24 protein-coding genes and 1 pseudogene are annotated in these 22,037 nt (G+C 66.3%); 10 read left to right on the top strand and 15 right to left on the bottom strand.

What is annotated here, in order from left to right; all coding sequences use genetic code 11:
* Positions 1-23 precede the first annotated feature (23 nt).
* The 5 genes from ACPXYO_RS07135 to ACPXYO_RS07115 all read left to right on the top strand — a co-directional run bounded on the left by ACPXYO_RS07135 (position 24) and on the right by ACPXYO_RS07115 (position 4,784).
* The gene (locus ACPXYO_RS07135; RefSeq protein ID WP_423918213.1) at positions 24-869 is read left to right on the top strand and encodes a class I SAM-dependent methyltransferase; all 846 of its coding nucleotides are present in this window, start codon (positions 24-26) and stop codon (positions 867-869) included.
* 163 nt (positions 870-1,032) lie between these two features.
* Positions 1,033-1,773 carry a Fe-S cluster assembly ATPase SufC gene (sufC, locus tag ACPXYO_RS07130; protein WP_423918734.1) on the top strand — a complete coding sequence of 247 codons (741 nt, stop codon included), beginning with the start codon at positions 1,033-1,035 and terminating at the stop codon, positions 1,771-1,773.
* The gene (locus ACPXYO_RS07125; RefSeq protein ID WP_423918210.1) at positions 1,770-3,029 is read left to right on the top strand and encodes a SufS family cysteine desulfurase; all 1,260 of its coding nucleotides are present in this window, start codon (positions 1,770-1,772) and stop codon (positions 3,027-3,029) included. The genes sufC (ACPXYO_RS07130) and ACPXYO_RS07125 overlap by 4 nt, the downstream gene beginning before the upstream one ends.
* A gap of 31 nt (positions 3,030-3,060) precedes the next feature.
* On the top strand, positions 3,061-3,555 hold the full coding sequence (gene sufU, locus ACPXYO_RS07120) for a Fe-S cluster assembly sulfur transfer protein SufU (protein WP_423918207.1): 495 nt from the start codon (positions 3,061-3,063) through the stop codon (positions 3,553-3,555).
* A 47-nt stretch (positions 3,556-3,602) separates the two neighbouring features.
* Positions 3,603-4,784 (top strand): hypothetical protein, encoded by a 1,182-nt coding sequence (locus ACPXYO_RS07115; RefSeq protein WP_423918204.1) that lies wholly within the window; start codon positions 3,603-3,605, stop codon positions 4,782-4,784.
* A gap of 472 nt (positions 4,785-5,256) precedes the next feature.
* Here ACPXYO_RS07115 and ACPXYO_RS07110 read toward each other — a convergent pair whose 3' ends face one another.
* From ACPXYO_RS07110 to ACPXYO_RS07065, 10 genes are all read right to left on the bottom strand, one after another.
* Entirely contained in the window at positions 5,257-5,730 is a 474-nt protein-coding gene (locus ACPXYO_RS07110; RefSeq protein WP_423918202.1) for an NUDIX domain-containing protein, read from the bottom strand.
* Between the two features lie 82 nt (positions 5,731-5,812).
* Positions 5,813-6,109, bottom strand: a complete 297-nt coding sequence (locus ACPXYO_RS07105; protein ID WP_423918200.1) for a 4a-hydroxytetrahydrobiopterin dehydratase — start codon at positions 6,107-6,109, stop codon at positions 5,813-5,815.
* A 101-nt stretch (positions 6,110-6,210) separates the two neighbouring features.
* Positions 6,211-7,101 (bottom strand): Fe-S cluster assembly ATPase SufC, encoded by an 891-nt coding sequence (sufC, locus tag ACPXYO_RS07100; RefSeq protein ID WP_423918197.1) that lies wholly within the window; start codon positions 7,099-7,101, stop codon positions 6,211-6,213.
* Positions 7,098-7,430 carry a non-heme iron oxygenase ferredoxin subunit gene (locus tag ACPXYO_RS07095; protein WP_420624398.1) on the bottom strand — a complete coding sequence of 111 codons (333 nt, stop codon included), beginning with the start codon at positions 7,428-7,430 and terminating at the stop codon, positions 7,098-7,100. Before ACPXYO_RS07095 ends, sufC (ACPXYO_RS07100) begins: the two co-directional genes overlap by 4 nt.
* Positions 7,427-8,668, bottom strand: coding sequence for a Fe-S cluster assembly protein SufD (gene sufD, locus ACPXYO_RS07090; protein ID WP_423918193.1), 1,242 nt, complete (start codon positions 8,666-8,668; stop codon positions 7,427-7,429). Before sufD ends, ACPXYO_RS07095 begins: the two co-directional genes overlap by 4 nt.
* 33 nt (positions 8,669-8,701) lie before the next feature.
* A complete protein-coding gene (locus ACPXYO_RS07085; RefSeq protein ID WP_423918190.1) occupies positions 8,702-9,085 on the bottom strand; it encodes a hypothetical protein in 384 nt (127 codons plus the stop codon).
* 14 nt (positions 9,086-9,099) lie between these two features.
* Positions 9,100-9,975, bottom strand: coding sequence for an HpcH/HpaI aldolase/citrate lyase family protein (locus ACPXYO_RS07080; protein WP_423918187.1), 876 nt, complete (start codon positions 9,973-9,975; stop codon positions 9,100-9,102).
* 8 nt (positions 9,976-9,983) lie between these two features.
* On the bottom strand, positions 9,984-11,042 hold the full coding sequence (locus ACPXYO_RS07075) for an HpcH/HpaI aldolase/citrate lyase family protein (protein WP_423918184.1): 1,059 nt from the start codon (positions 11,040-11,042) through the stop codon (positions 9,984-9,986).
* Positions 11,042-12,454: a Fe-S cluster assembly protein SufB gene (sufB, locus tag ACPXYO_RS07070; RefSeq protein ID WP_423918182.1), complete on the bottom strand. Its 1,413-nt coding sequence runs from the start codon at positions 12,452-12,454 to the stop codon at positions 11,042-11,044. The genes ACPXYO_RS07075 and sufB overlap by 1 nt, the downstream gene beginning before the upstream one ends.
* Before the next feature lie 58 nt (positions 12,455-12,512).
* Positions 12,513-13,418 (bottom strand): LLM class F420-dependent oxidoreductase, encoded by a 906-nt coding sequence (locus ACPXYO_RS07065; RefSeq protein WP_423918179.1) that lies wholly within the window; start codon positions 13,416-13,418, stop codon positions 12,513-12,515.
* Between the two features lie 169 nt (positions 13,419-13,587).
* Here ACPXYO_RS07065 and ACPXYO_RS07060 point away from each other — a divergent pair, with 169 nt between their 5' ends.
* Together ACPXYO_RS07060 and ACPXYO_RS07055 are read left to right on the top strand one after the other, a co-directional pair.
* Complete coding sequence (locus ACPXYO_RS07060; protein WP_423918731.1) at positions 13,588-13,833, top strand: ribbon-helix-helix protein, CopG family; 246 nt, start codon at positions 13,588-13,590, stop codon at positions 13,831-13,833.
* Complete coding sequence (locus tag ACPXYO_RS07055; RefSeq protein WP_423918177.1) at positions 13,820-14,128, top strand: type II toxin-antitoxin system PemK/MazF family toxin; 309 nt, start codon at positions 13,820-13,822, stop codon at positions 14,126-14,128. Before ACPXYO_RS07060 ends, ACPXYO_RS07055 begins: the two co-directional genes overlap by 14 nt.
* 11 nt (positions 14,129-14,139) lie before the next feature.
* On the opposite strand, the gene ACPXYO_RS07050 is transcribed toward ACPXYO_RS07055, so the two are convergent.
* Positions 14,140-14,658, bottom strand: coding sequence for a gamma carbonic anhydrase family protein (locus tag ACPXYO_RS07050; RefSeq protein ID WP_423918174.1), 519 nt, complete (start codon positions 14,656-14,658; stop codon positions 14,140-14,142).
* Between the two features lie 85 nt (positions 14,659-14,743).
* Here ACPXYO_RS07050 and ACPXYO_RS07045 point away from each other — a divergent pair, with 85 nt between their 5' ends.
* Positions 14,744-16,837: a S9 family peptidase gene (locus ACPXYO_RS07045; RefSeq protein WP_423918171.1), complete on the top strand. Its 2,094-nt coding sequence runs from the start codon at positions 14,744-14,746 to the stop codon at positions 16,835-16,837.
* Between the two features lie 64 nt (positions 16,838-16,901).
* Here the strand turns inward: ACPXYO_RS07045 and ACPXYO_RS07040 are convergent, their stop codons facing one another.
* Positions 16,902-17,294 (bottom strand): MauE/DoxX family redox-associated membrane protein, encoded by a 393-nt coding sequence (locus ACPXYO_RS07040; protein ID WP_423918168.1) that lies wholly within the window; start codon positions 17,292-17,294, stop codon positions 16,902-16,904.
* Between the two features lie 4 nt (positions 17,295-17,298).
* Positions 17,299-17,793: a flavin reductase family protein gene (locus ACPXYO_RS07035; protein ID WP_423918165.1), complete on the bottom strand. Its 495-nt coding sequence runs from the start codon at positions 17,791-17,793 to the stop codon at positions 17,299-17,301.
* A gap of 97 nt (positions 17,794-17,890) precedes the next feature.
* On the opposite strand from ACPXYO_RS07035, the gene ACPXYO_RS07030 reads away from it, so the two are divergent.
* Positions 17,891-19,411: a thioredoxin family protein gene (locus ACPXYO_RS07030; protein WP_423918162.1), complete on the top strand. Its 1,521-nt coding sequence runs from the start codon at positions 17,891-17,893 to the stop codon at positions 19,409-19,411.
* An 85-nt stretch (positions 19,412-19,496) separates the two neighbouring features.
* Complete coding sequence (locus tag ACPXYO_RS07025; protein WP_423918160.1) at positions 19,497-20,015, top strand: UGSC family (seleno)protein; 519 nt, start codon at positions 19,497-19,499, stop codon at positions 20,013-20,015.
* Between the two features lie 65 nt (positions 20,016-20,080).
* On the opposite strand, the gene ACPXYO_RS07020 is transcribed toward ACPXYO_RS07025, so the two are convergent.
* A complete protein-coding gene (locus ACPXYO_RS07020; protein WP_423918157.1) occupies positions 20,081-21,049 on the bottom strand; it encodes an A/G-specific adenine glycosylase in 969 nt (322 codons plus the stop codon).
* Positions 21,050-21,384: 335 nt separating this feature from the next.
* Positions 21,385-21,855 (bottom strand): annotated as a pseudogene (locus ACPXYO_RS07015) (MaoC family dehydratase); the annotation flags it as partial.
* Positions 21,856-22,037: the final 182 nt, after the last annotated feature.

The raw sequence follows: 22,037 nt of genomic DNA, 5'->3' as shown, positions 1-22,037 counted from the left end.
TTGGGCAATGGGAGCGAGATCGGGTGTCTGAGGGCGAAGTTGTCAGCAAGGGCGTCGGCGAGCTGGCCTACTGGTCGAAACGCAAGGACGCCGAAGGGAAGCTCGATAACTACTGGTTCGAGCGCTTCTACACCGATCACTTCGGCCTGACCCACGACGACTACCGCGACAAGCGGGTGCTCGACATCGGCTGCGGCCCCCGGGGGTCGCTGGAGTGGGCGACCATGGCCCGCGAGCGGGTGGGCGTGGATCCGCTGGCTGACGATTACCTGCAGATGGGAGCTGCCGAACACGCGATGACCTACGTCGCAGCCGGCGCGGAGACAATCCCGTACTCCGATGCCAGCTTCGACATCGTCTGCTCGTTCAACTCGCTCGACCACGTCGATGATCTCGAGGCAGCGATCGCCGAGATGAAGCGCCTCACTGCCCCCGGTGGCCTGCTGCTCCTGATCACCGACGTGCACGATCGCCCGACGCCGCAAGAGCCAATCTGCTTCGACTGGGACGTGGTCGAACACTTCGCGCCCGAATTCGCCATCCAGTCGTTTCGCTGCTTCGAGAAGTTCGGCAACGGCGCCTACCAGAGCGCCGAGCAGAGCATCTTCTTCGACCACGCGAACACCGAACGCCGGTACGGGGTGCTGACAGCGAGGTTCATGCGGGTCTCCGATGCCCAACCAGACGCGTCAGCCGAGCCTGAAGCGTCCGAACCAGAACCCGAAGCCCCGGATTCTCCGACGCCGTCGGAACCGACCCTTGGCGAAGCCGCCACGCAGTTGGCGGCTGCAGCCATGCGCACCATCCGATCCAGCTCGGAGCAGATCGTCGAGCGCGTCGAGCGAGCGAGGCGCGACCGGCACAGTTGACGACGCAGGCGATCGGAGACACCCGCCATCTCCATCAGGGGCGCCGGTTGGGGCATTTGGGGCCAGCCATACACTGCGTCTGATGGCATTGGGCGACACAGCGCCGGGAGGCGCGGCAGCCGACATTGCGCCGGACGCTGCGGGGGGCGCACCCCTCTTCGAGATCGACAGTTTGGGTGTGCGAGCAGTTGACGGACCGCCGATCCTCCACGGCGTGGATCTGGTGGTCAACGCGGGCGAATGCCACGCCATCATGGGCCCCAATGGATCGGGCAAGTCGACGCTCGCCACGACGATCCTGGGATCGCCCGAGTACGAGGTGACCGGCGGTGAGATCCGGTATCGCGGCGACGACATCTCCGAATGGGATCCCGATGCCCGCTCCAAGGCCGGCCTGTTCCTGGCCTTCCAGTACCCCCAGCACATCCCTGGCGTATCGGTGCGCAACTTCTTGCGCCAAGCAGTTTCGGCACGCCGTGGCGAAGACGTGTCGGCCATCGAGATCTATGTCGCCATGGGCGAATGGATGTCACGGCTCGGCATGGACGAGTCGTTCATGGACCGCTACCTCAACGAGGGGTTCAGCGGCGGCGAGCGCAAGCGCAATGAGATCCTGCAGCTAGCCCTGCTCGAGCCCGACGTGGCCGTCCTGGACGAGACCGATTCGGGGCTCGACATCGACGCCCTGCGGGTGGTTGCAACGGGCCTGCAGCAGGTGCGCGCCGAGCGGCCGCAAATGGGTGTCGTGCTCATCACCCACTACGAGCGCCTGCTCGACGAGATCGAACCCGACCATGTGCATGTGCTGGTCGACGGGCGGATCGTGGCCTCGGGCGGTCCCGAACTGGCCGCCGAACTCGAACGCGACGGCTACGAGCCCTTCGAGCAGAAGGCCGCGGCGTGAGCACCGGGGGCGACGTCGCCATCGACGGCCCTATCGATGCGCCGGTGAAGGCGCAGTTCCCGCTGCTCGAACGCAGCGTCCACGGCCATCCGATCGTCTACCTGGACTCTGCGGCGTCGTCGCAGAAGCCCGCTGCCGTGCTCGACGCCATGGACGACTACTACCGCACCATCAACGCCAACGTCCATCGCGGCGCGTACGAGATCGCCGCGGCGGCCACTGAGCAGATGGAAAGTGCCCGAGCGGATGTCGCTCGCTTCATTTCGGCGCCCAGTGCCGACGAGATCATCTTCACCAAGAACGCCACCGAGGCCATGAACCTGGTGGCCCGTTCATGGGGCGGCTCCAACCTGGGCCCGGCTGATGCGATTGTGCTCACCGAGATGGAGCACCACGCCAACATCGTCCCCTGGCACATCCTGGCGGCCGAGCGGGGTTTCGAGATCCGCTGGATTCCGATCACCGCCGACGGCTGCCTGGATCTGACGGACCTGGACCGCCTGCTCGACGGGGCGAAGCTGCTGTCGGTCACCGCCATGAGCAACGTGTTGGGCACGCTGAATCCCATCCCCCGGCTCGCGGCCGCAGCCCACGACGCAGGTGCGCTGATCAGCGTGGACGCGAGCCAGTACGTGCCGCACCTGCCCACCGATGTGGGCGCGCTGGGTGCGGATTTCATGGTGTTCACCGGCCACAAGATGTGCGGGCCGACCGGTGTGGGCGTGCTGTGGGCCCGTTCCGAGCTGCTCGAGGCGATGCCGCCGTTTCTGGGCGGCGGCGAGATGATCCTTGACGTCACCAAGGAGGGCTTCCGGCCCAACACGGTGCCCCACAAGTTCGAAGCCGGCACCCCGCCCATCGCAGAGATCGTGGGCCTCGGGGCCGCCGTGCGGTACCTGGAAGGACTCGGAATGAACGCCGTGCGCGCCCACGAAGTCAGCCTCACCGGGTATGCCCTGCGCACGCTCACCGACCGTCATGGCGACGACATCACCGTGCACGGTCCCTCGGAGCCAGCCCAGCGCGGCGGCGTGCTGTCGTTCGTGTACCGCGACGTGCATCCCCACGACATCTCCCAAGTGCTCGACCAGAGCGGCGTGTGCGTGCGGGCAGGACACCACTGCGCCAAGCCGCTCATGCGATGCCTCGGCGTCACCGCCACGACGCGGGCATCGCTGTACGTGTACAACGACACTTCCGACGTAGATTCGCTGGCTGAGGCGCTCGACGAAGTCGGCGCACTGTTCGGCCGCTAGAGGCATCAGGACTGGGGCGGAACGAAACCCTATGGCTGGGCTCGAAGACCTGTACCGGGAGATCATCCTCGACCACTACCGGAACCCGCGCAACCGCGGCGAACTGGAAAGTCCGCCGGCGCATCGCAGCGAGGGCTTCAACCCGCTGTGCGGCGACGAGGTCGTGTTGACCTTCGAGATGGACGGCGACACCGTGACCGACCTGCGGGTCGGCGGCCAGGGCTGCTCAATCAGCCAGGCATCGGCTTCGATGATGTCCTCTGCAGTCATCGGCAAATCCACGAGCGAGATTCGCGATCTCACCCGTGCCTTCAAGGCCATGATGTCCATCCATGAAGAAACCATCGGCGGAGACGGATCCGAAGCGCATGATGGGGATGCCGCTGCGTCCAACGGCGGAGCGCTCCGGCTAGGCGACCTGGAAGCGCTGCGGGGCGTGGTCAAGTTCCCGGTGAGAATCAAATGCGCGACCCTGGGCTGGAATGCGCTTGCCAGCGGTCTCGACGAAACGGCCAGCGCAGAGTGAGTCTTCGGTTGGATCGACCCGTCGATTCGCACCGGTAGGCCCAGGCTATGTCTGACCAGGCTGTTCGCCGTACCGAACTCGTCGAGCGGGCACAGCAGATCGCCCCGAAGCTGGCCGCCCGAGCGGCGGCCGATCCCTGGGCCCGCCAGATCGCCGCCGACGCCATCGACGAGTTGCGGGCCGCCGAGTTGCTCACCATCGGACAGCCGAGCTCTAACGGCGGTCAGGAACTCGACTGGATCACGTATCTCGAAGTGCACGCGGCGCTGGCCGAGGGCTGCCCGTCGACGGCTTGGCTGGCTTGCGTCGGTAACGCTCACGCCTGGCTGGCGGGGCACTGGCCGGACGCCTGCCAGGAAGAGATCTACGCCGGCGGTCCCGACACCTACGTCGCCGGAGTGCTGACCGATCGGGGCGACACTGTCCCGGTCGACAGAGGCTGGACGCTCAACGGCTTCTGGCCGTTCGGGTCAGGCATCGACCACGCCGGCTGGATTGTCCTCGGCGGCCACATCCCTTCGCCGAACGGCGGCGAACCCATTTCGGGCATGTTCGTCCTGCCCGCCGACGAGATCTCATTCCTCGATGACTGGCACGCCAGCGGTCTGCGGGCCACGGGCAGCAGCAGCATCGTGGCCAAGGACGTATACGTGCCCGAGCACCGATTCGTCCCCGGCGAAGTGCTGGCTTCAGGCGACACACCCGGCATGGCCCGCAACAACGGCTGGATCCAGCGCAGTGCGCTCATGCCGACCTTGGCGTACGCCCTCACGCCCGTCGCGATCGGTGCCGCCCGGGCGTCGCTGGCAGCATTCGCCGAGGAAGTGGACGGCAAGATCATCAGCCACGTCGACGTGCTGCAAGCCGATTGGCCGCTGACACACCGGCAGTTCGCCGAGTCTCACGCGCTCATCGACCAGGGCGAGTTGCTGCTGCGGCGAACCGCAGAGCTGATCACCGAGACCGCACGCAACGGGGAGTTCATGGAGCTCCCACTTCGAGCAAGGGTGCGGCTCGACTGCGCCTACGCAGTCCGACGCTGCCTGGAAGCCGTTGAAACGCTCTACCTGGCGACCGGGGGCCGTGGCGTGCGCGACACCAACCGAATCGGCCGCTTCCAGGCCGATCTGCAGGCCATCAACATGCACGCAATCACGGCGCTCGACCCAGCGCTGGAGGGCTACGGCCGCATCCTCATGGGCCACCCACCCCGCACCCCTCGCCTCTAGTCATCTGCGGGGCACGGAACTCAGCTATACGGCGTTCCTCTCTTTCGCGATCTGCCCGCCGTTCCAAGAGCAGGGCCTCGGTCAAATCGGGTTCACCCGGCAAGCAGCCGACAAGCGAGCGGATGTCGTCGATTCTGCGCACGCTGACCGAGTCGTCGTCACCCGAGTCGCTCACTCGATCACCATGCTGTGGGAGATCAGGTCGCGCTGGAGATAGTTATCGCGGACGATCTGGCTCATGTCGTGGCGAGGTCGGTGTCGTCGTCGAGGGATCGAACGAACTCTGCGTGATCCTCACGGCTCAGCAGATCACTGAGGAGCGAGCGCAGATACACGATCCTCATGTTCTGATCCTATACAGCAACAACAATCCGTCTGCCCGACATTTCTTGGGTCGTCAGGTTGGCCCGCGCGCGCTCAATTCGGTCCTCACCGAACTCGGCCGAGCTGGACAGAGGCTCTGCTGGAACGGTTACCAGCGGTGGCCGGGGGGGACTCCTGTCATCCACTCGGAGATGCGGCGTGAGGTGCCGGGCGTCGTGCCGGGCGGCAGCTCGCCGGGGGGGAAGAAGGCCACCTCGGCTATCTCGGGCGAGACGGACTCTTCAACCCGCCAATCGGTGACGACGAACACCACGATGTGGTCGCTGCGACGCCCATGGCGCGAGGAGTACACGCCGAGCACCTTCCGGGGAGCCTCGGCAACGACAATGCCGGTCTCTTCACGCAGCTCTCTGGCTGCCGCCTCCGAGAGCGTCTCACGTGGCTTCACGCCGCCGCCTGGCAGGAACCAGCCGTCCCGGTAGGTGTGCCGGACCAAGCAAATCCGGCCTTTAGGGTCGACCACGAGTCCGCGCACACCGAGCGTGACCCGAGCCGGCCGCAGGCGCACCCATGCTTCGAAGAGCTGGTGCAGCAGGCGGCGCGCGCCGGGCTTCGACTCCATCGTTCCCTCCACCATGTGCGGAGTTGCGGATCGTTCCCTCTTCTTGCGCCGCTTCAGGCGTCTGCGAGCCATCGAACAGCGATCAGCTTGCGCCGCCCGCCAAGCCATCCATGGCGCGCGCAAGTGCAGCGTCCAACTCGGTCACGCCGCCGCGATCGTGCGTGTTCAGCGCGACCTCAACCGTGCTGTACACGTTCGACCAATTGGGATGGTGGTCCATCTTCTCGGCCACGAGGGCCGCAGAGGCCATAAATCCGAACGCCTCCACGAAGTTCCCGAAGCGGAACGTGCGACGCAATTCAGCTCCCGACACGTCCCAGTCCCCCAACTCGGCCGCCAGTTCTGCAAGTTCGTCCTGCGACAACAGCTCTCGTGCCATTGGATCATCCTCCTCATGTTTCCCCTTGCCCAGTCAACACCAACCGGCAGGCACATCGAAAGCGCGCTATGCCGCTCGCGTCAAGGAAGATCCAGCGGCGCTCAGCCCAATTCATCGAGCGGGTCTGCCCAGGGGTCAGCAAACGGATCGTCGGCGGGTGACGGCCGCGCCCCTGCAGCGAGGGAGCTGTCGAGCCCGCCGATGGACACCGCCACGCCCGCTTCTGGTTCGTCAGGCAAGTACGGGGCGTAGCCGTCCGCTTCAAGCGCTTCGGCGAGTTCGGGTCCGCCAGAGTCGACGATGCGGCCATCCACGATCACGTGGACTTCGTCAGGTCGGAGGTACTCCAGAACCCGGGTGAAGTGCGTGATGGCCAAGACACCCAGGCCGGTCTCAGTGAGTGCCTCGATGCGTTTGGCGCACGCTCGCAAGGCGTCGATGTCGAGGCCGCTGTCGATCTCGTCCAGGATGGCGATGCGCGGCTGCAGCACCGCCAGCTGGACCGTTTCGTTCCGCTTCTTCTCGCCGCCTGACATGTCGACATTCAGAGGGCGCGCCACCAGCTCAGCCTTCAGCCCGACTGCCGCTGCTTCGGCTTCCAGCAGGCTCCGGGTCCGTTCCAGCCGATCGGCACCCGAGCCGTCATTGCCGGCTCGCAACGCAAGAGCCTCCGACAGCGCCTGGGCTGCCGAGACACCTGGCACCTCGGTCGGATGCTGCATCGCCAGGAACAGCCCGGCTTGGGCTCGCTCCCAGGGAGCCAGGCTCAAGACGTCAATTCCGTCAAAGGTGACCGAACCTGCGGTGACCTCGTAGCCCGGTCGGCCCATCACCACATGAGCGAGCGTGCTCTTGCCCGAGCCGTTGGGGCCCATGACTGCGTGCACCCGTCCCGAGGACACTTCGAGGTCGATGCCTTGGAGGATCTCCTGACCGCCCGCGGACGCACACAGGCCCTCGATGCGCAGGGTGTGGGTAGAGCCCGCGCTCATGGCAGCACCACCGCAACGCCATCGCCTTGGGTGCGAATCTCGTAAACCGGCACCGGCTGGGTGGCGGGGAAGCAATTCGGCCGCCCGGAGCGCAGATCGAAGCTCGACGAGTGCTGAGGGCACTCAAGCGCGCATTCATCGGGCCACACCCAGCCGTCGGCCAACGAGTAGTTCTGGTGGGTGCATCGATCGCCGATGGCATAGAAGTCGTCGCCGATGCGAGCGAGCGCGATGCGATGACCGTCGACATCGAAGCGTCGAGCTTCGCCGTCAGGGACGTCATCTCGCTGGCACAGCACCACGGTGCGGACCTCGACTGCTTCGCTCATGACGCCCCTGCCGGGGATACCAGTTCATCGATTCGCCGACGCACCGACGCAGAGATCTGCTGCGACGGCAGCGCATTGAGGACCTCGTCGAAGAAGCCCCGCACCACGAGTGCCTCGGCCACGTCGGTCGGCACGCCACGGCTCTCGAGGTAGAAGCGCTGGTCGGCGTCGACGGGACCGGTCGAGGAGGCGTGGCTGCACTGCACGTCGTTGTTCTCGATCTCGAGGTTCGGCACCGACTCGGCCCACGCATACGGCGACAGCTTCAGATTCCGGTTGGTCTGCTCGGCCACGACATGGAAGGCATCGGCCTCGATACGGATCAGCCCGGTGTAGACCACCCGGGCGTGGTCGTCGACCGCCCCCTTGAACAGCAGGTCAGAGGTGGTGTGGGGTGCCACGTGGGTCTGGAACGTGCGGAAGTCGAGCGTGGAAGTACCACGGCCGAAATACACAGCGTCGATCTCGCTGTGGCCGCCACGACCCGTCATGTCCGTGCCGATGCGGGCACGGGCATACGCGCCGCCCATCGCCACGTGCCCAATCCGCAGGTTGGCGTCCCGGCCCACGTCCGAGCAGTGGTTGACGAGCTGCCACGCGGCATCGCCGAGTTCCTGCACGGTGAGGTGGCCGAGGTGCGCACCGTCGCCGAGGCTCAGCTCGGTGAGTGGGCAGATGAGTGCAGGCGCGTCACCGCCGGTGTGGTGCTCGATAACGGTGGCCTGGCTTGTGCGCCCGGCCACAACGACGAGTCGGGGGAACCAGGCCAGCCCGTCCGCATCGGTGTGAACGTGGACGACGACCGGCGCAGCAATCACTGCCCCCGGCTCGATCCTGATCGCGACCGGCGCTGCGGACAGCGCCAGGTTCCAATCGCCGAACACATCGGGACCCTCAGGAGCCACGATCCCGATCAGATCCTCGGCGCCGTCATCGAGTGTCATCACGCTGATGCCGTCTGCCTGAACAGACACATCCACGATGGCCCCATTTGTGACGCGGATCACTGCGGCGGCATCGTCATCGACGCCCGTAACCAGACCCTCCGGGCCTGCGGAACCGCCGGGCGTTCCGAAGGCGTACCGATCAGCGTCGAGATCGTCGATCGGGGTGTAGCGCCAGACCTCTTCGGTGAACGACGGCATGCCGACCGCCGCCGCCCGGTCCGCGGCGGCGCGACGCCGCTTGGTCAACGCGTCGGAGCCGTCGATCGCGTCGACCAGATTGGGCGTGAACACTGTTCGGAGGCTATCGGCGTGTCGGCGACGGGCTCAGTTGCGCCGGCGGCGCTTCTTGCGCTGTTTCTTGCCGCTGCGACCTCGCATTTTGGCCCGGAGTCCCTTGGTTCGGGCATGCTCGGCAGCGACCTCGTCGAAGATGCGCGGACCCGCCATATTCACGATGTCTTCGGCCTCGTCCAGCAGCGCCGCGATGGAGTCGTCCTGGCCGATGCTCTCGGGTTCCTTTGCGAAATTCTGGACGCCCAGCGAACCGTGCTGCCAGCCGACATCGAGGCGCCGGGGCGAGTACGAGGGACAATCCTCCGGGCAACGCCACGGGGCTTCCGGCGCTAGGTCAAGATTGCACTTGCGCACCGTGTCGCCGTTCGGATACGTCCGGCTCTCGTAGTGTTGGCAGTTCGTCCGCATCGGCATGGCAGCTGCCTCCCTCAGCGCTGTTCAATCGCGTCGGCGAGCGCAATGGCCCGCCGGGCCTCGTCCACGTGAAGATTCTGGACCATCTTGCCGTCCACGGTTACCACCCCACGACCTTCCGCGACTGCCACTTCCAACGCTTCCATGACCCGACGGTGGAAGTCCAGCTCATCGAGGCTCGGTGAGAAGGCTTCATTGCACGGCTCGACCTGGCTGGGATGGATCAGCGTCTTGCCATCGAAACCCAAGTTTGCTCCCTGCCGGCAGACCACGGCGAATCCATCGGCATCGCGGATGTCGTTGTAGACGCCATCGAGGGCGCTCACGCCTGCCTCGCGGGCAGCCACCAGGCAGGTGGCCAGATGCGGCACCAGCGCGGCACGATCAGGCGTGATGGTGGCCCGCAATTCTTTAGCCATGTCGTTGGTGCCCATCACTACGGCATCGGTTCGGTCGAAACTGGCGATCTCGCGGGCGTTGGCAATGCCCGCCGGTGTTTCGATCATGGCCCAGATGCGAGTGGATTCGGGCGCGCCCGCTGCCTCCAGCAGGCCGGCCACTGCTGCCAGATCGGCGGCGCCTGACACCTTGGGGATGACCACCGCGGACGGTGCCGCAGCACCGGCGGCCGCGATGTCATCACGCCCCCACGGAGTGTCGAGCCCGTTGCAGCGAATCGTCAGCTCCCGGTAGCCGTACTCGCCCGAAGATGCTGCGGCGCACGCACCCTCGCGGGCGGACTCCTTCGCATCGGGCGCCACGGCGTCTTCGAGGTCGAAGATGAGAGCGTCGGCGTCGATGCTGCGGGCCTTCTCGAGCGCTCGGGCGTTCGCTGCCGGCATGTACAGCACCGAGCGCCGCGGGCGGGGGTAGGCGATGCCGGAGCTCATGAGAGTTCTCAGGCGGTCTCGAGGCCGTAGGCCGCCGCCAGTGCGGGATCGGCGGCTGCCAGATCACGAGCCAGCTGCAGCACCACCCGGCACTGCTTGACCGTGGCGTCGTCCTGCATCTTGCCGTCGATCATGACTGCGCCTGTGCCGTCGCCCATCTCGGTCACGACCCGCTGCGCCCATGCCACCTCAGCGGGCTCGGGGCTGAACACGCGCTTCGCAATGTTGATCTGGCTCGGGTGCAGGCTCCACGCTCCGACGCAGCCCAGCAGGTAGGCGTTGCGGAACTGGTCTTCGCAGCCGACCGGATCGGCGATGTCACCGAACGGCCCGTAGTAGGGAAGGATCCCGGCGGTGCCGCAGGCGTCGACCATGCGGGCCAGGGTGTAGTGCCACAGGTCTTGCTGAAACGACGTTCGAGCGTCGTCGTCAACCTCGGGCACTGGATCAGTGCGCACGAGGTACCCCGGATGGCCGCCGCCGACCCGGGTCGTCTTCATGCGTCTGTCGGCAGCGAGGTCCGCTGGCCCGAGCGACAGGCCCTGCATGCGGGGGCTTGCCAGGCAGATCGACTCCACGTTGGCGACTCCGCGGGCTGTCTCCAAGATGGCGTGCACCAGCAGCGGTCGCTCGAGCCCGACACGGGCCTCGAGCTGCGCCAGCAACCGGTCCACGTAGTGGATGTCCTCGGGTCCTTCCACCTTCGGGACCATGATCACGTCGAGCTTGTCGCCGATCTCGTGACACAGCGCCCAGACGTCGTCGAGAAACCACGGCGAGTCGAGGCTGTTCACGCGCGTCCACAGCTGGGTGTGGCCCCGTTCCCAGGCCTTGCCCACCTCGATCAGCCCCGCCCGTGCGGCGTCCTTGTTGTCAGCAGACACGGCATCTTCAAGGTTGCCCAGCAGCACGTCGACGGTGGGCGCGATGTCGGGCACCTTGGCCCGCATCCGTTCATTCGACGGATCGAAGAAATGGATCATCCGCGAGGGCCGGAACGGAACCTCGCGCAGCGGTTGGGGCGCCCCGAGCGCCAGCGGGGCAAAGAAGTCTTTTGGGCTGCGCATCAGCCGATCGAGCCCTCCATCTGAAGCTCGATCAGCCGGCTCCACTCGACGGCGTACTCCATCGGCAAGGTGCGCGTCACCGGCTCGATGAAGCCATTCACGACCATGCCCATTGCCTGTTCAGCCGACAGGCCTCGACTCATCAGGTAGAAGAGCTGATCGTCGGCCACCTTGGACACCGTGGCCTCGTGGCCGATCTCGGCATCGCGTGAGCCGATCTCCTGGTACGGGTAGGTGTCCGAGCGGCTGTCCTGGTCGAGCAGCAGGGCATCGCACTGCACGTGGCTGCGGCAGCCGCTCATGCCTTCCTCGACCCGCACCAGTCCGCGGTAGGTAGTGCGCCCGCCGTCCTTGGAGATGGACTTCGAGACGATCTTCGAAGTGGTCTCGGGAGCGGCATGCACCATCTTGGCTCCGGCGTCCTGGTGCTGGCCGGCACCGGCGTAGGCAACCGAGAGCACCTCGCCCGAGGCCTTGGGCCCCATCAGGTACACGGCCGGGTACTTCATGGTGAGGCGCGAGCCGATGTTGCCGTCGATCCACTCGACGTGGGCCTCGTCGTAGGCGGCCGCCCGCTTGGTGACCAGGTTGAACACGTTGTTCGACCAGTTCTGGATGGTGGTGTAGGTGATACGTGCGCCCGGCAGCGCCACCAACTCGACGACGGCTGAATGCAGCGAGTCGGTCGTGTACACCGGGGCCGAGCAGCCCTCGATGTAGTGCACCGTGGCGCCTTCGTCGGCGATGATCAGCGTCCGCTCGAACTGGCCCATGTTCTCGGCGTTGATACGGAAGTACGCCTGCAGCGGCATCTCCACCTCGACGCCGGGCGGCACATAGATGAACGACCCGCCGGACCACACAGCCGAGTTCAACGCTGAGAACTTGTTGTCACCCGGCGGGATCAGCTTGCCGAAATAACGCTGCACCATCTCGGGGTATTCCTTGACGGCGGAGTCCATGTCGCTGAACAGCACGCCCTGGGCTTCGAGGTCCTCGCGGTTGCGGTGGTAGACGACCTCAGACTCGTACTGCGCCGTGACGCCGGCGAGGTACTTGCGCTCGGCCTCGGGGATGCCCAGCTTCTCGTAGGTGTCCTTGACCGAGTCGGGCAGTTCTTCCCAGGCGTCGACCTGACCCTCGGTGGGCTTGATGTAGTAGTAGATGTCGTCGAAGTAGATCTGCGACATGTCCCCGCCCCAGTTGGGCATGGGCTTGCGCTGGAAGATCTTGTAGGAACGCAAGCGGAAGTCGAGCATCCACTTGGGCTCTTTCTTGAGCGCGGACATCTCGCGGATGATCTCTTCGTTCAGACCCCTGCGGGGCTTGAAAACGTAGTCTTCCTCGTCGCTCCACCCCAGCTTGTACTTGCCGAGGTCGATTCCGACGGCAGCTTCGGCGGTGTCGGTCATGGGTTCAGCCTAACGCCGCTCGCCGCCGGCTCCGAGTGCGCCGGTCTGCGGCAAGACCTCAGCTCAGCAGAGCGGGGGCGAGGCGGCGCCAGCCGTCGAATGCAGCCTCAGGATTTGGGGCCAGAACCTGCACGCAGACGTGGTCGGCACCGGCATCGAAGTGGGCATCCACACGGGCCTTGACGTCTTCTTCGGTGCCCCAGACCACGATGGCGTCAACCAGCTTGTCCGACGGACCGCCGTCGGGGCCGCCGTCGATGTCGGCCTGGGTGAAACCCAGCCGCAGGAGGTTGTTGGCGTAGTTCGGCAGGCCCAGATAGATGGCCATGTTCTTGCGGGCCAGGGCCCGGGCCGACTCGGCGTTGGTGTCCAGGATCGCCATCTGCTCGGGATAGAGCGCGGCTTCGGCGCCCATGATTTCCCGGGCGACTGCAGTGTGCTCGGGCGGCACGAAGTAAGGGTGGGCGCCGGCGGTTGCCGTGGCTGAGAGCTCCAACATCTTGGGGCCCAGCGCCGCGAGCACGATCTCGGGCAGCTCCTGGGGTCCGTGGGCCATGAAGCGGGCCTTGCCCATGCGCTCGAGGTACTCGCGCATGTAGCTGAGCGGCCGGGAGTAGTCGTGCTTGCGGATGAACTGCACGAGGTGGTGGTGGCTGACACCGAGCCCCAGCAGGAATCGTCCCGGGAAGGCCTCGTCGAGGGTGCGCAGCGTGTTTGCCATCGTCATGGGATCGCGGGCGTAGATGTTGGCGATGCCCGTGGCGACCTTGATGGTGCTGGTGCCTTCGAGCAGCCGAGCCGCCGCGACGAACGGGTCACGCCCGACGGCCTCGGGGATCCAGAACGCCCCGTAGCCCAGTTCCTCGGCCTCTGCGACGAATTCCACGCCCTGCGCGGACGGCAGCGCATCGAGCACCCCCGTCCAGATGCCGATACGTCCCAAGTCGATGCTTCCCATGCTCATGGGCTGCGACGCTACCGCCGCGCCATGCCTGCTAGCCGCCCGGTGCCGTTATGTGGCCATCGGCGTGGCCTGCCAAGCCTGCGACTGCCGGTGCACCTCGCGCCGCGCATAGCAGTGGCGGCGCCAAGTGGCACGTCATACGAAATAAGCTTGCTGTATGACATCACGGATGCTGAGCTTTCGAGCTGATGAGGACGACTTTGCAGCAATCCGGCAATGGTCCGAACGTCTCGGCATCGATCGCTCGGAACTGATGCGCGACGCACTCCACCGCCATCTCGTCCGGCTGGCGTCCGAGCACGAGCCGGCAAGGTACGAGGCCGAGCCATTGACGGAGGAGGAGCTGTCGCTCGCCTTGATAGCTGACTGGGGACCGGCTGAAGACTGGTCTGATTGGATCGATGCAACGAGGTGAGGTGTGGTTCGCTGCGGTGCCGAACGGTGACCGGCCTGTCCTCGTGCTCACTCGCGATCCAGTTGCCGACCGGATCGGTTCCGTCGTCGTCGCCGCACTCACCAGAACACGCCGCGGGCTGGTATCAGAACTTGAGTTGACAGCCGCCGCCGATGGGGTGCCGACCGATTGTGCGGCGAGCTTCGACAACATCCACACCGTGAGGCGCGAAGACTTCCGTCGCTTCGTCACCCAGCTCAGCCCCGCTCGCATGGAGCAAGGCTGTCGCCGCCTCCGGGATGCAACCGGCTGCTGACGCCGAGCAGATCAGTCGATGCGGCGGAGCTCGCCCATGTAGCGGACCCGGCGGTCGAGGTAGTTCTGCACGCCCGGCAGGATCAGCGAAGCCGTGTCGGGGTGCACGCGGATCTTGGCCGGCGTTCCGACTGCGATGGTGCCCGGCGGGACCTTCATGCCGCCGGGCACAACAGCACCGGCGCCAACTAACGCTCGCTCGCCGATCTCGGCATCGTGCAGCACGATCGCACCGGTGCCCACCAGCGCCTCGTCGTGCACCACGCCGCCCTCGATATGCGCGAGGTGCCCAATGGTGCAGCGCTCCCCCACTGTCGTGGACCACTCCTCGGTGACGTGCAGTACGGCGTTGTCCTGCACCGAGGTGCCAGCGCCGATCCTGATGTCGTTGTCGTCGCCGCGCAGCACCGCACCCGACCAGATCGAGGCCTCGGGACCGATCGTGACGCGACCGATGATGATCGCCTCAGGCATCACGAAGGCATCGGGATGGATGTCGGGCTCGTAGTCGCCAAGCGCGTAGATAGGCACAACGCCAAGCTAGGCGCAGCGGTGGCTGCGCACCACCCGCCACGAACGTCGGCGCGAGCCCTGTGCCCGATACGGTGCGCACTCCATGGCGCAGCCTCCTGTGGCACCGAAGCGGCCGCACATCCGGCAAGTGCACGGCACCGAAACCGACGATCTGTGGCACTGGCTGGCAGACCGCGACGACCCGATGGTGCGGGAGTACCTGGAAGCCGAGAACGTCTACACCGAGGCAGCCACCGAGCACCTGGCCGATCTGCGTGAGGCCCTCTTCGAAGAGATCAAGTCGCGAATCAAAGAAACCCACCAGTCGCTGCCGACGCCGAAGGACGAGTGGGAGTACCGGGCTCGCACTGTCGAGGGCCTCCAGTACGGCATCCACGTTCGGCGGCCCAGATGCGGGACTGACGAGCAGGAGACCGTGCTGCTCGACGAGAACGAGCTGGCCGACGGGCACGACTACTTTGCTGTCGGCGATCTGGCAGTCAGCCCAGATCATCGGCTGCTCGCTTACACCACCGATACCGACGGCGACGAGAAGTACTCGCTGACGGTCTTCGAGATCGCCAGCGGTCGCGTCCTAGATGCGCCCGGCATCCCCGCCGAGGGCTGCGGGCTGGCAGACCTCAGTTACGGCTTGGTCTGGGCGAACGACAACTCGACCATGTTTGTCGTGCGCACCGACGACGCCCAGCGTCCGAATCGGGTGATCCGCCATGTCGTCGGCACCGACCCCGCCGATGATGTCGAGGTCTACCGGGAGGACGACGAGCGGTTCTGGGTCGGCGTCGGAGCCTCCCGCAGCGAGCGGTACATCGGGATCGGATGCGAATCGAAGACCACCTCCGAGCATCGCCTGCTCGACGCCGATGATCCGACTTCAGCGCTGCTGCTTGTGCAGGCGCGCCGTCAAGGCATCGAATACGGCGTCGACCACCAGGGCGATCGCCTGCTCATCGTCACCAATGACGGCGCCGAGGACTTCCGGCTCATGGAAGCACCGCTCCCTACCGGAGACGGGGGCGACTCACGCCTGTGGCGCGAGCTCATCGGTGCTCGGCCTGGGATCCGCCTCGACGGCGTGGACTGCTTCGCCGACTTCGCTATCGTCCACGAGCGCAAAGACGGACTGGTGTCGATGCACGTCCACGACACCCGCTCCGCAGGCGAGGAGTCCCCGCTGGGCCCGGGGTCCGAGATCGAGATGCCCGAACCCGTCTACGAGGCAGGCGGCGGCTCGAATGCCGAGTACCAGACCAAGCGGTATCGCTTCGGCTACACGTCGATGATCACGCCTCCGTCGATCTTCGAACTGGACCTCGACAGCCGTGAGCGAGAACTGCTGGATCAACTCCCGGTGCTGGGCGACGTCGACCTGACGGCATACCAGACCGAGCGCATCACAGCGACAGCTCCCGACGGCACCCACATCCCCATCAGCGTGGTGTGGAAGCCGAGTGCCATCGGTTGGCCTGCGCCGTGCCTGTTGTACGGCTATGGCGCGTACGAGATGCCGATGCCGGCGTCGTTCTCGACGGCGCGGTTGTCGCTGCTCGACCGGGGAGTTCTGTTTGCGATCGCCCATGTTCGCGGCGGCGGCGAGCTCGGCCGACCCTGGTACGAAGGCGGCAAGCTGGCCAAGAAGTCGAACACGTTCGATGATTTTGCTGCGTGCGCTGAGCATCTCGCAGCAGCCAATTGGGCCGACCCCGCACGGATCGCTGCCCGGGGAGGCAGCGCCGGCGGATTGCTGATGGGTGCCATGGTGAACCGCCGGCCGGGGTTATTCTGCGGCGTGGTTGCCGAAGTGCCGTTCGTGGACGTGCTGAACACGATGCTCGACCCCGACATCCCGCTCACGGTCACCGAGTACGACGAGTGGGGCGACCCCGCCGATCCGGCGGCGTTCGAGACGATTCGCTCGTACGCGCCCTACGAGAACGTGGAAGCCGTCGACCATCCGGCGCTGCTGGTGACCGCTGGGCTCAACGACCCGCGGGTCCAGTACTGGGAGCCTGCCAAGTGGATCGCCAAGCTCCGCGACACGACGATGTCGACCAAGCCGATTCTGCTGCGCACCGAGATGGGCGCCGGCCACGGCGGCCCGTCAGGTCGCTACAACGCCTGGCGTGACGAGGCGTTCATTCTGGCCTTCATCTGCGACGTGCTCGACGTGGCGTAGCCACGCGCAACCAGCACAGCGTGGCGTAGCCACGCGCAACAAGCACAGCGTGACCTAGGAAGCGCTAGACGAGGGCCGCGACTGCGAGCACGGCGAGCGCGCCGTTTCGCAACAGCGAACCGGCACCGACGGGCTTCGCGGACCAGCGGCCGAAGCAGGCACAGGCAGGCCTGTCCTCAGGCGGTCGGCGCAGCACCAGCGCCAGCGCCGCGCTGAAGGCAGCCAGCAACGCCAGTGCCAGCCACGCCGGCCACGGCTCGGCTACCCCGGCCGCCAGGCCCGCTCCCAACACGATCTCGATGGGTGCAATGAGCGAGACCGTCCAGCGCGGCGCACCCATGGCTCGAGCTGCGCCCGGCCACGACGGGTCACGCAGCTTCAACGCCCCCGATGCCAGGAACAGGACGCCCAGCGCTATCCGGGCGACGGTGCCGATCACGCCGATCACGCCGATCACGCCCTCAGGCAAAGGTGCCGTAGCCGCCGTTCCAGAACAGCAGAGGGTCCTTGGCGTCGAGCACATCGAGCTCCACGACTCGACCGACGACGATGTCATGATCGCCGCCGTCGTAGACGGCCTCGACGGTGCAGTCGATGTAGGCGATCGAACCGTCGATGATGGGGGCGCCAGTCGGCCCGGGACGCCAGCTGACATCGACGAACTTGTCATCGGCCCGGCTGGCCATGACGCCGCAGATAGCCATCTGATCCTGGGCCATGACGTTCACGCAGAACGAGCCGGCCGCACGAATGTCGGCCCACGACGTGGAGTCCTTGGTGGGCAGGAATGCCACGAGCGGCGGATACAGCGACACCGACGTGAATGAGCCGATGGCCATGCCGACGGGTCGGCCCTCGTTGACGGCGGTCACGGCGGTCACACCGGTCGGGAAGTGCCCGAGCACGTTGCGGAAGAGCCCGGAATCGATGGACGGCTGGTCGCTCGCGTCAGTCACGGCTGCAACCCTAGACACGCCGCCGGGACCGTTCCCCGTCTCCGATGGAGCTCGCAGCACCCGGTCAGTCCAGCATGGCCGTATGTAGTCTCCGGCCATGAGTTCGAAGGCAGGCGGGGCCACACCTAACGGCGATGCAGCGGGCGCGTTGCGCGATGGCTTGGTTGCCGTCGTGAAGCGGGACTGCCCGACATGCGAGCTGATTGCGCCAGTGCTGGGTGACATCGAGGCCCGGGGTGTGCTGACGGTATTCACCCAGGATGATCCGGCGTTTCCCGAGACGGTGTCAGTCCCCCAGCACGATGCCGACCTGGACTTCTCGTGGCACAACGACATCGAGACGGTGCCGACGCTGATGCGCTTTGAAGACGGTGCTGAAGCCGGACGCATCGTAGGCTGGTCCCGAATCCAATGGGAGTCGCTCACCGGCCTCGACGAGCTGGGCGACGGCCTGCCCGAGATGCGCCCCGGATGCGGCTCGCTGTCGGTGGATCCAGCTCACGCTGACGCTCTCGAAGCCCGGTTCGGCGGCTCACCGATGAGCGCACGCCGCGTCGAATTCGGCAGCCAGGAGGACGTCCACGAGGCGATGTTCGACCGCGGCTGGTCTGACGGCTTGCCGCTCGTGCCGCCGACCGCCGAACGGGTGGTGGCAATGCTCACGGGCACGACACGCTCCCCCGACGAGGTGGTGGCCAACGTCGCACCGGATCTCGCCGACTGCACAGTCGAGAAGGCGGCCGTGAATGCCGTCATGGCTGGCTGCCGGCCCGAGTACTTCCCGGTGGTGCTCGCCGCACTCACTGCTGTGTGCAACAGCACGTTCAACATGCACGGAATGCTGGCCACCACCATGCCGGTAGGGCCTGTGTTCATCGTCAACGGCCCCATTGCGCGCCAGATCGGCATGAACAACGGCATCAACGTCTTCGGTCAGGGCAACCGGGCCAACAGCACCATCGGCCGGGCGGTGCAACTGATCGTGCGAAACGTCGGCGGGGGCCGGCCCGGCGAGGTTGACCGGGCGGCACTGGGCCAGCCCGGCAAGGTGGGCTTCTGCTTCGCTGAAATCGAAGGCGGGATCGAGACTGCGCCCGGCTCCGGCGACGGCGACACCGGCACCGGCTGGGATCCGCTGTGCACAGACTTCGGCTTCGAAGCCGGAGCGAACACGGTGACGGCCTTCCCCGGCGAAGCGCCCCGCTCGGTCGTCGACCAGATGTCACGCGATCCCGAATCGCTGGCGCGCACGATGGCGGCCGCGTTGAACGCGATCCACCACCCCAAGCTCGTGCTGGGCTTCGATGCAATCCTGGCGGTGGCACCCGACCACTCCCGTGTCTTCATCGACAGCGGCTGGTCCCGCCAGAAGACGGCTCAGCGCATCAACGAGCTGACGACCCGTCCCGGCGGCGAATTGGTGCGCGGCGCGGGCGGCATCGCCGAGGGGGTCCCCGAGTTCCTGGCCGAGACGGACCTTCCCAAGTTCCGTGAGGGAGGCCTGCACCTCGTGCACTGCGGTGGAGGCGCCGGCCTGTTCTCGGCTGTCATCGGCGGTTGGGTGAACGGCGATGTGGGATCCCAACCCGTGTGCGTCGAGATCGATCCCTGGCGCTAGCAGTAGCCGCCTCCGGGGCAGTTCGGGGACGGGCGACTACAGTCGATCGGGACGTGCCCACCGGATCCAACACAGGGGAGACCACATGAGCACTGTCGTTTTGGACCCCACCAACGAGGCGGCGCCTGCGCACCGTGAACGCGTGGCGCGGCCCGACTCGCTGGATGGCCTCACCGTCGGCCTGCTGGACATCAGCAAGCCCCGCGGCGACCGGTTTCTGAACCGGCTGGAGGAACGGCTGACCGAGCGGGGCCTACAGGTCGAGCGCTACTCCAAGCCCACGTTCACCAAGCCGGCGCCGGTCGACCTGCGCCACGAGATCGCCACCCAATGCGACGTGGTGATCGAAGCGCTAGCCGATTGAGGCAGTTGCACGTCGTGCAGTGTGCACGACATCGCTGATCTGGAACGCCGCGGCATTCCGTCCGTCTTCGTCGCCACCGTCCAATTCGTCGACGGTGCGCAAGTGCAGGGCAAGGCGCTCGGCTTCGACCCGGCCGCTGTGTGGGTGGAACATCCCATCCAGGACCGCACCGACGACGAGATGGTCGCCATCGCCGACAAAGCCTTCGACGAGCTGATCGAGCAGCTCGTAGCTGCTTGAGCCACGAGCCATACAAGCGCAGCGTCGCTGCTTGAGCTACGAGCCATACAGCACGGCGCGGCTGCTTAGCCCAGCCGGAGCTGGCTGTCGGCCGCGCTGATCAAGCCCTCGGCAATCAATTCACGAGCCAGACGCTCAGCTCGGGTCTCGTCATGTTCGAGTCCCATAGTTCTGGCGACATCTGCGCGCTCGATACCGCCGGTTCCCAACGCTGCCAGCAGGCGGCCTCGGGCCTGACGGTCGCTGCCCTCGAATGGGGCCTGGCGAGTGCTCACCCCGGCGCTGCGGTCGGCTGGATCGGGTTGGCCCGACCCTGCCCAAGCACACCACGGCTGCACTGGGCAGCGACCGCAGCTCGGATCGCGCTTCGTGCAGGTGTGCGCACCCAGGTCCATCATCGCCTGGTTCCATGCCCAGCCTTCGGTCGCCGGCACCAACTCGTCGGCCATGCGTTGTGCCTCGGCCGGGGTCAGCCGGCGGCCCGTCCAGCGGGCCAGGATGCGGCCCACATTGGTGTCGACCACGCCGGTGTCGATGCCGAAGGCAAACGCCAGCACCGCCCGCGCGGTGTAGGGCCCCACACCGGGCAGGGCGAGCAAGTCATTCAAGTCAGCCGGCACGCGGCCGCCGTGACGCTCGGTGATGACGGTCGCCGTCCGCCACAGGTTGCGAGCGCGCCGGGGATAGCCCAAACCCTGCCAGGCGGTAAGAACATCTGACAGCGCCGCTCGAGCGAAGTGCTCCGGCGTGGGCCAGCGCTCTACGAAGGCCTCGTAGTACCGCACGACCCGATCCACCTGGGTCTGCTGCAGCATGACCTCCGAGACCAGCAGCAGCCACGGGTCGCGGGTGCGCCGCCACGGCAAGTCCCGCCGCTCGGACGCCCACCACGAAATCAGTTGCGCATGGCGCCCGTCACGCTCATCCCGTCGATCGCGACGTGCTCGACGCGATTCCGGCCCGGCAGCGGGGATGCTCGTCCGCAAGCGCAGGACGCAGTCGCTGTCGTCGGAGATCAGCCCCTCGGCAATCAACTTATCGTGTACGGCTTGCCCACCATGTTGGGCACCTTGGTAGCCTCGTTGGGTTGTACAACCCTGTTGCGCACCTTGCCGTCAACCACGCGCTGTATGGGCGCACCCTGCCAAACAACCAAGTTGCTGACAGAGCACACCTTTACAGTGGCCACACCCTTGCGAATGCGGCAACGATTTTTTGCGCCGCACGTGCAGCGGTCCGGACCCCACTTGCCCCACGGCTGGCCGTTCTCCTTTACCGGCTGCGGCAGACACTTGCTTGCCTGCCGTCCTTTGGCGGCAACGCCCTCCCCGACAGCTGCCTCGTCGGTGTAGGGGAAGCGTCGCTCGGGCGCAGCGTCTCGCTTCCAGATCATCACCTTGCGGCGGAAGTAGCAGACCTCTTCGGACCGCTGGTTGAACGCCCGCGTCTCGACGGTCACCACGCCCCGGTCGGACCGTGAACTGGACTCGCGCTTGTCCAGCACCTTGGTGACGGCGTAGATGGTGTCGCCGTGGAAGGTCGGGCGCGAATGCGTGAGCGTCTCGACTTCGAGGTTGGCGATGGCAGCGCCGCTGACGTCGGGCACGCTCATGCCGAGCACCAGCGAGTACACGAGGTTGCCCACCACCACGTTCTTCCCGTGCACGGTCTCCTGCTGAGCGAACCACTCATTGGTGTGCAGCGGGTGGTGGTTCATGGTGATCATGCAGAAGAGGTGATCGTCGGCCTCGGTGATGGTCTTGCCCGGCCAGTGCCGGTACACGTCGCCGATCTCGAAATCCTCGAAGTAACGCCCGAACGGGCGGTCATGGACGGTCACGGGAACCTCCGCGATGTGTCGCTGTTGCAAGGGTCGAGTCATCGTACGGCGCACGGCCCCCGCTGGCCGGGTCGACAGAAGGGTCAGGCCTTCTCTGTGCAGAAATGCTGCCTGAGGCGGCAAAATTGCACAGAGAAAGCGGGGCGGACCCGCGCTGACCGGGTCGGCGGCCGGGTCGCTTG

Origin of the sequence: Candidatus Poriferisodalis sp. (assembly GCF_965237655.1) — a bacterium.
In the GTDB taxonomy this organism is placed as follows: domain Bacteria; phylum Actinomycetota; class Acidimicrobiia; order Acidimicrobiales; family Poriferisodalaceae; genus Poriferisodalis.
This window is presented reverse-complemented; position numbering and strand designations above follow the sequence as displayed.

Bases quoted from the DNA above. Each gene is read 5' to 3' on its own strand.
- ACPXYO_RS07055 (WP_423918177.1), top strand. From the start codon at position 13,820: ATGCAACGAGGTGAGGTGTGGTTCGCTGCGGTGCCGAACGGTGACCGG.
- ACPXYO_RS07045 (WP_423918171.1), top strand. From the start codon at position 14,744: ATGGCGCAGCCTCCTGTGGCACCGAAGCGGCCGCACATCCGGCAAGTG.
- sufU (WP_423918207.1), top strand. From the start codon at position 3,061: ATGGCTGGGCTCGAAGACCTGTACCGGGAGATCATCCTCGACCACTAC.
- ACPXYO_RS07075 (WP_423918184.1), bottom strand. From the start codon at position 11,042: ATGCGCAGCCCAAAAGACTTCTTTGCCCCGCTGGCGCTCGGGGCGCCC.
- ACPXYO_RS07065 (WP_423918179.1), bottom strand. From the start codon at position 13,418: ATGAGCATGGGAAGCATCGACTTGGGACGTATCGGCATCTGGACGGGG.
- sufC (WP_423918197.1), bottom strand. From the start codon at position 7,101: ATGAGCGCGGGCTCTACCCACACCCTGCGCATCGAGGGCCTGTGTGCG.
- ACPXYO_RS07110 (WP_423918202.1), bottom strand. From the start codon at position 5,730: ATGGAGTCGAAGCCCGGCGCGCGCCGCCTGCTGCACCAGCTCTTCGAA.
- ACPXYO_RS07030 (WP_423918162.1), top strand. From the start codon at position 17,891: ATGAGTTCGAAGGCAGGCGGGGCCACACCTAACGGCGATGCAGCGGGC.
- ACPXYO_RS07080 (WP_423918187.1), bottom strand. From the start codon at position 9,975: ATGAGCTCCGGCATCGCCTACCCCCGCCCGCGGCGCTCGGTGCTGTAC.
- ACPXYO_RS07105 (WP_423918200.1), bottom strand. From the start codon at position 6,109: ATGGCACGAGAGCTGTTGTCGCAGGACGAACTTGCAGAACTGGCGGCC.
- ACPXYO_RS07085 (WP_423918190.1), bottom strand. From the start codon at position 9,085: ATGCCGATGCGGACGAACTGCCAACACTACGAGAGCCGGACGTATCCG.
- ACPXYO_RS07095 (WP_420624398.1), bottom strand. From the start codon at position 7,430: ATGAGCGAAGCAGTCGAGGTCCGCACCGTGGTGCTGTGCCAGCGAGAT.
- sufB (WP_423918182.1), bottom strand. From the start codon at position 12,454: ATGACCGACACCGCCGAAGCTGCCGTCGGAATCGACCTCGGCAAGTAC.
- ACPXYO_RS07115 (WP_423918204.1), top strand. From the start codon at position 3,603: ATGTCTGACCAGGCTGTTCGCCGTACCGAACTCGTCGAGCGGGCACAG.
- ACPXYO_RS07060 (WP_423918731.1), top strand. From the start codon at position 13,588: ATGCTGAGCTTTCGAGCTGATGAGGACGACTTTGCAGCAATCCGGCAA.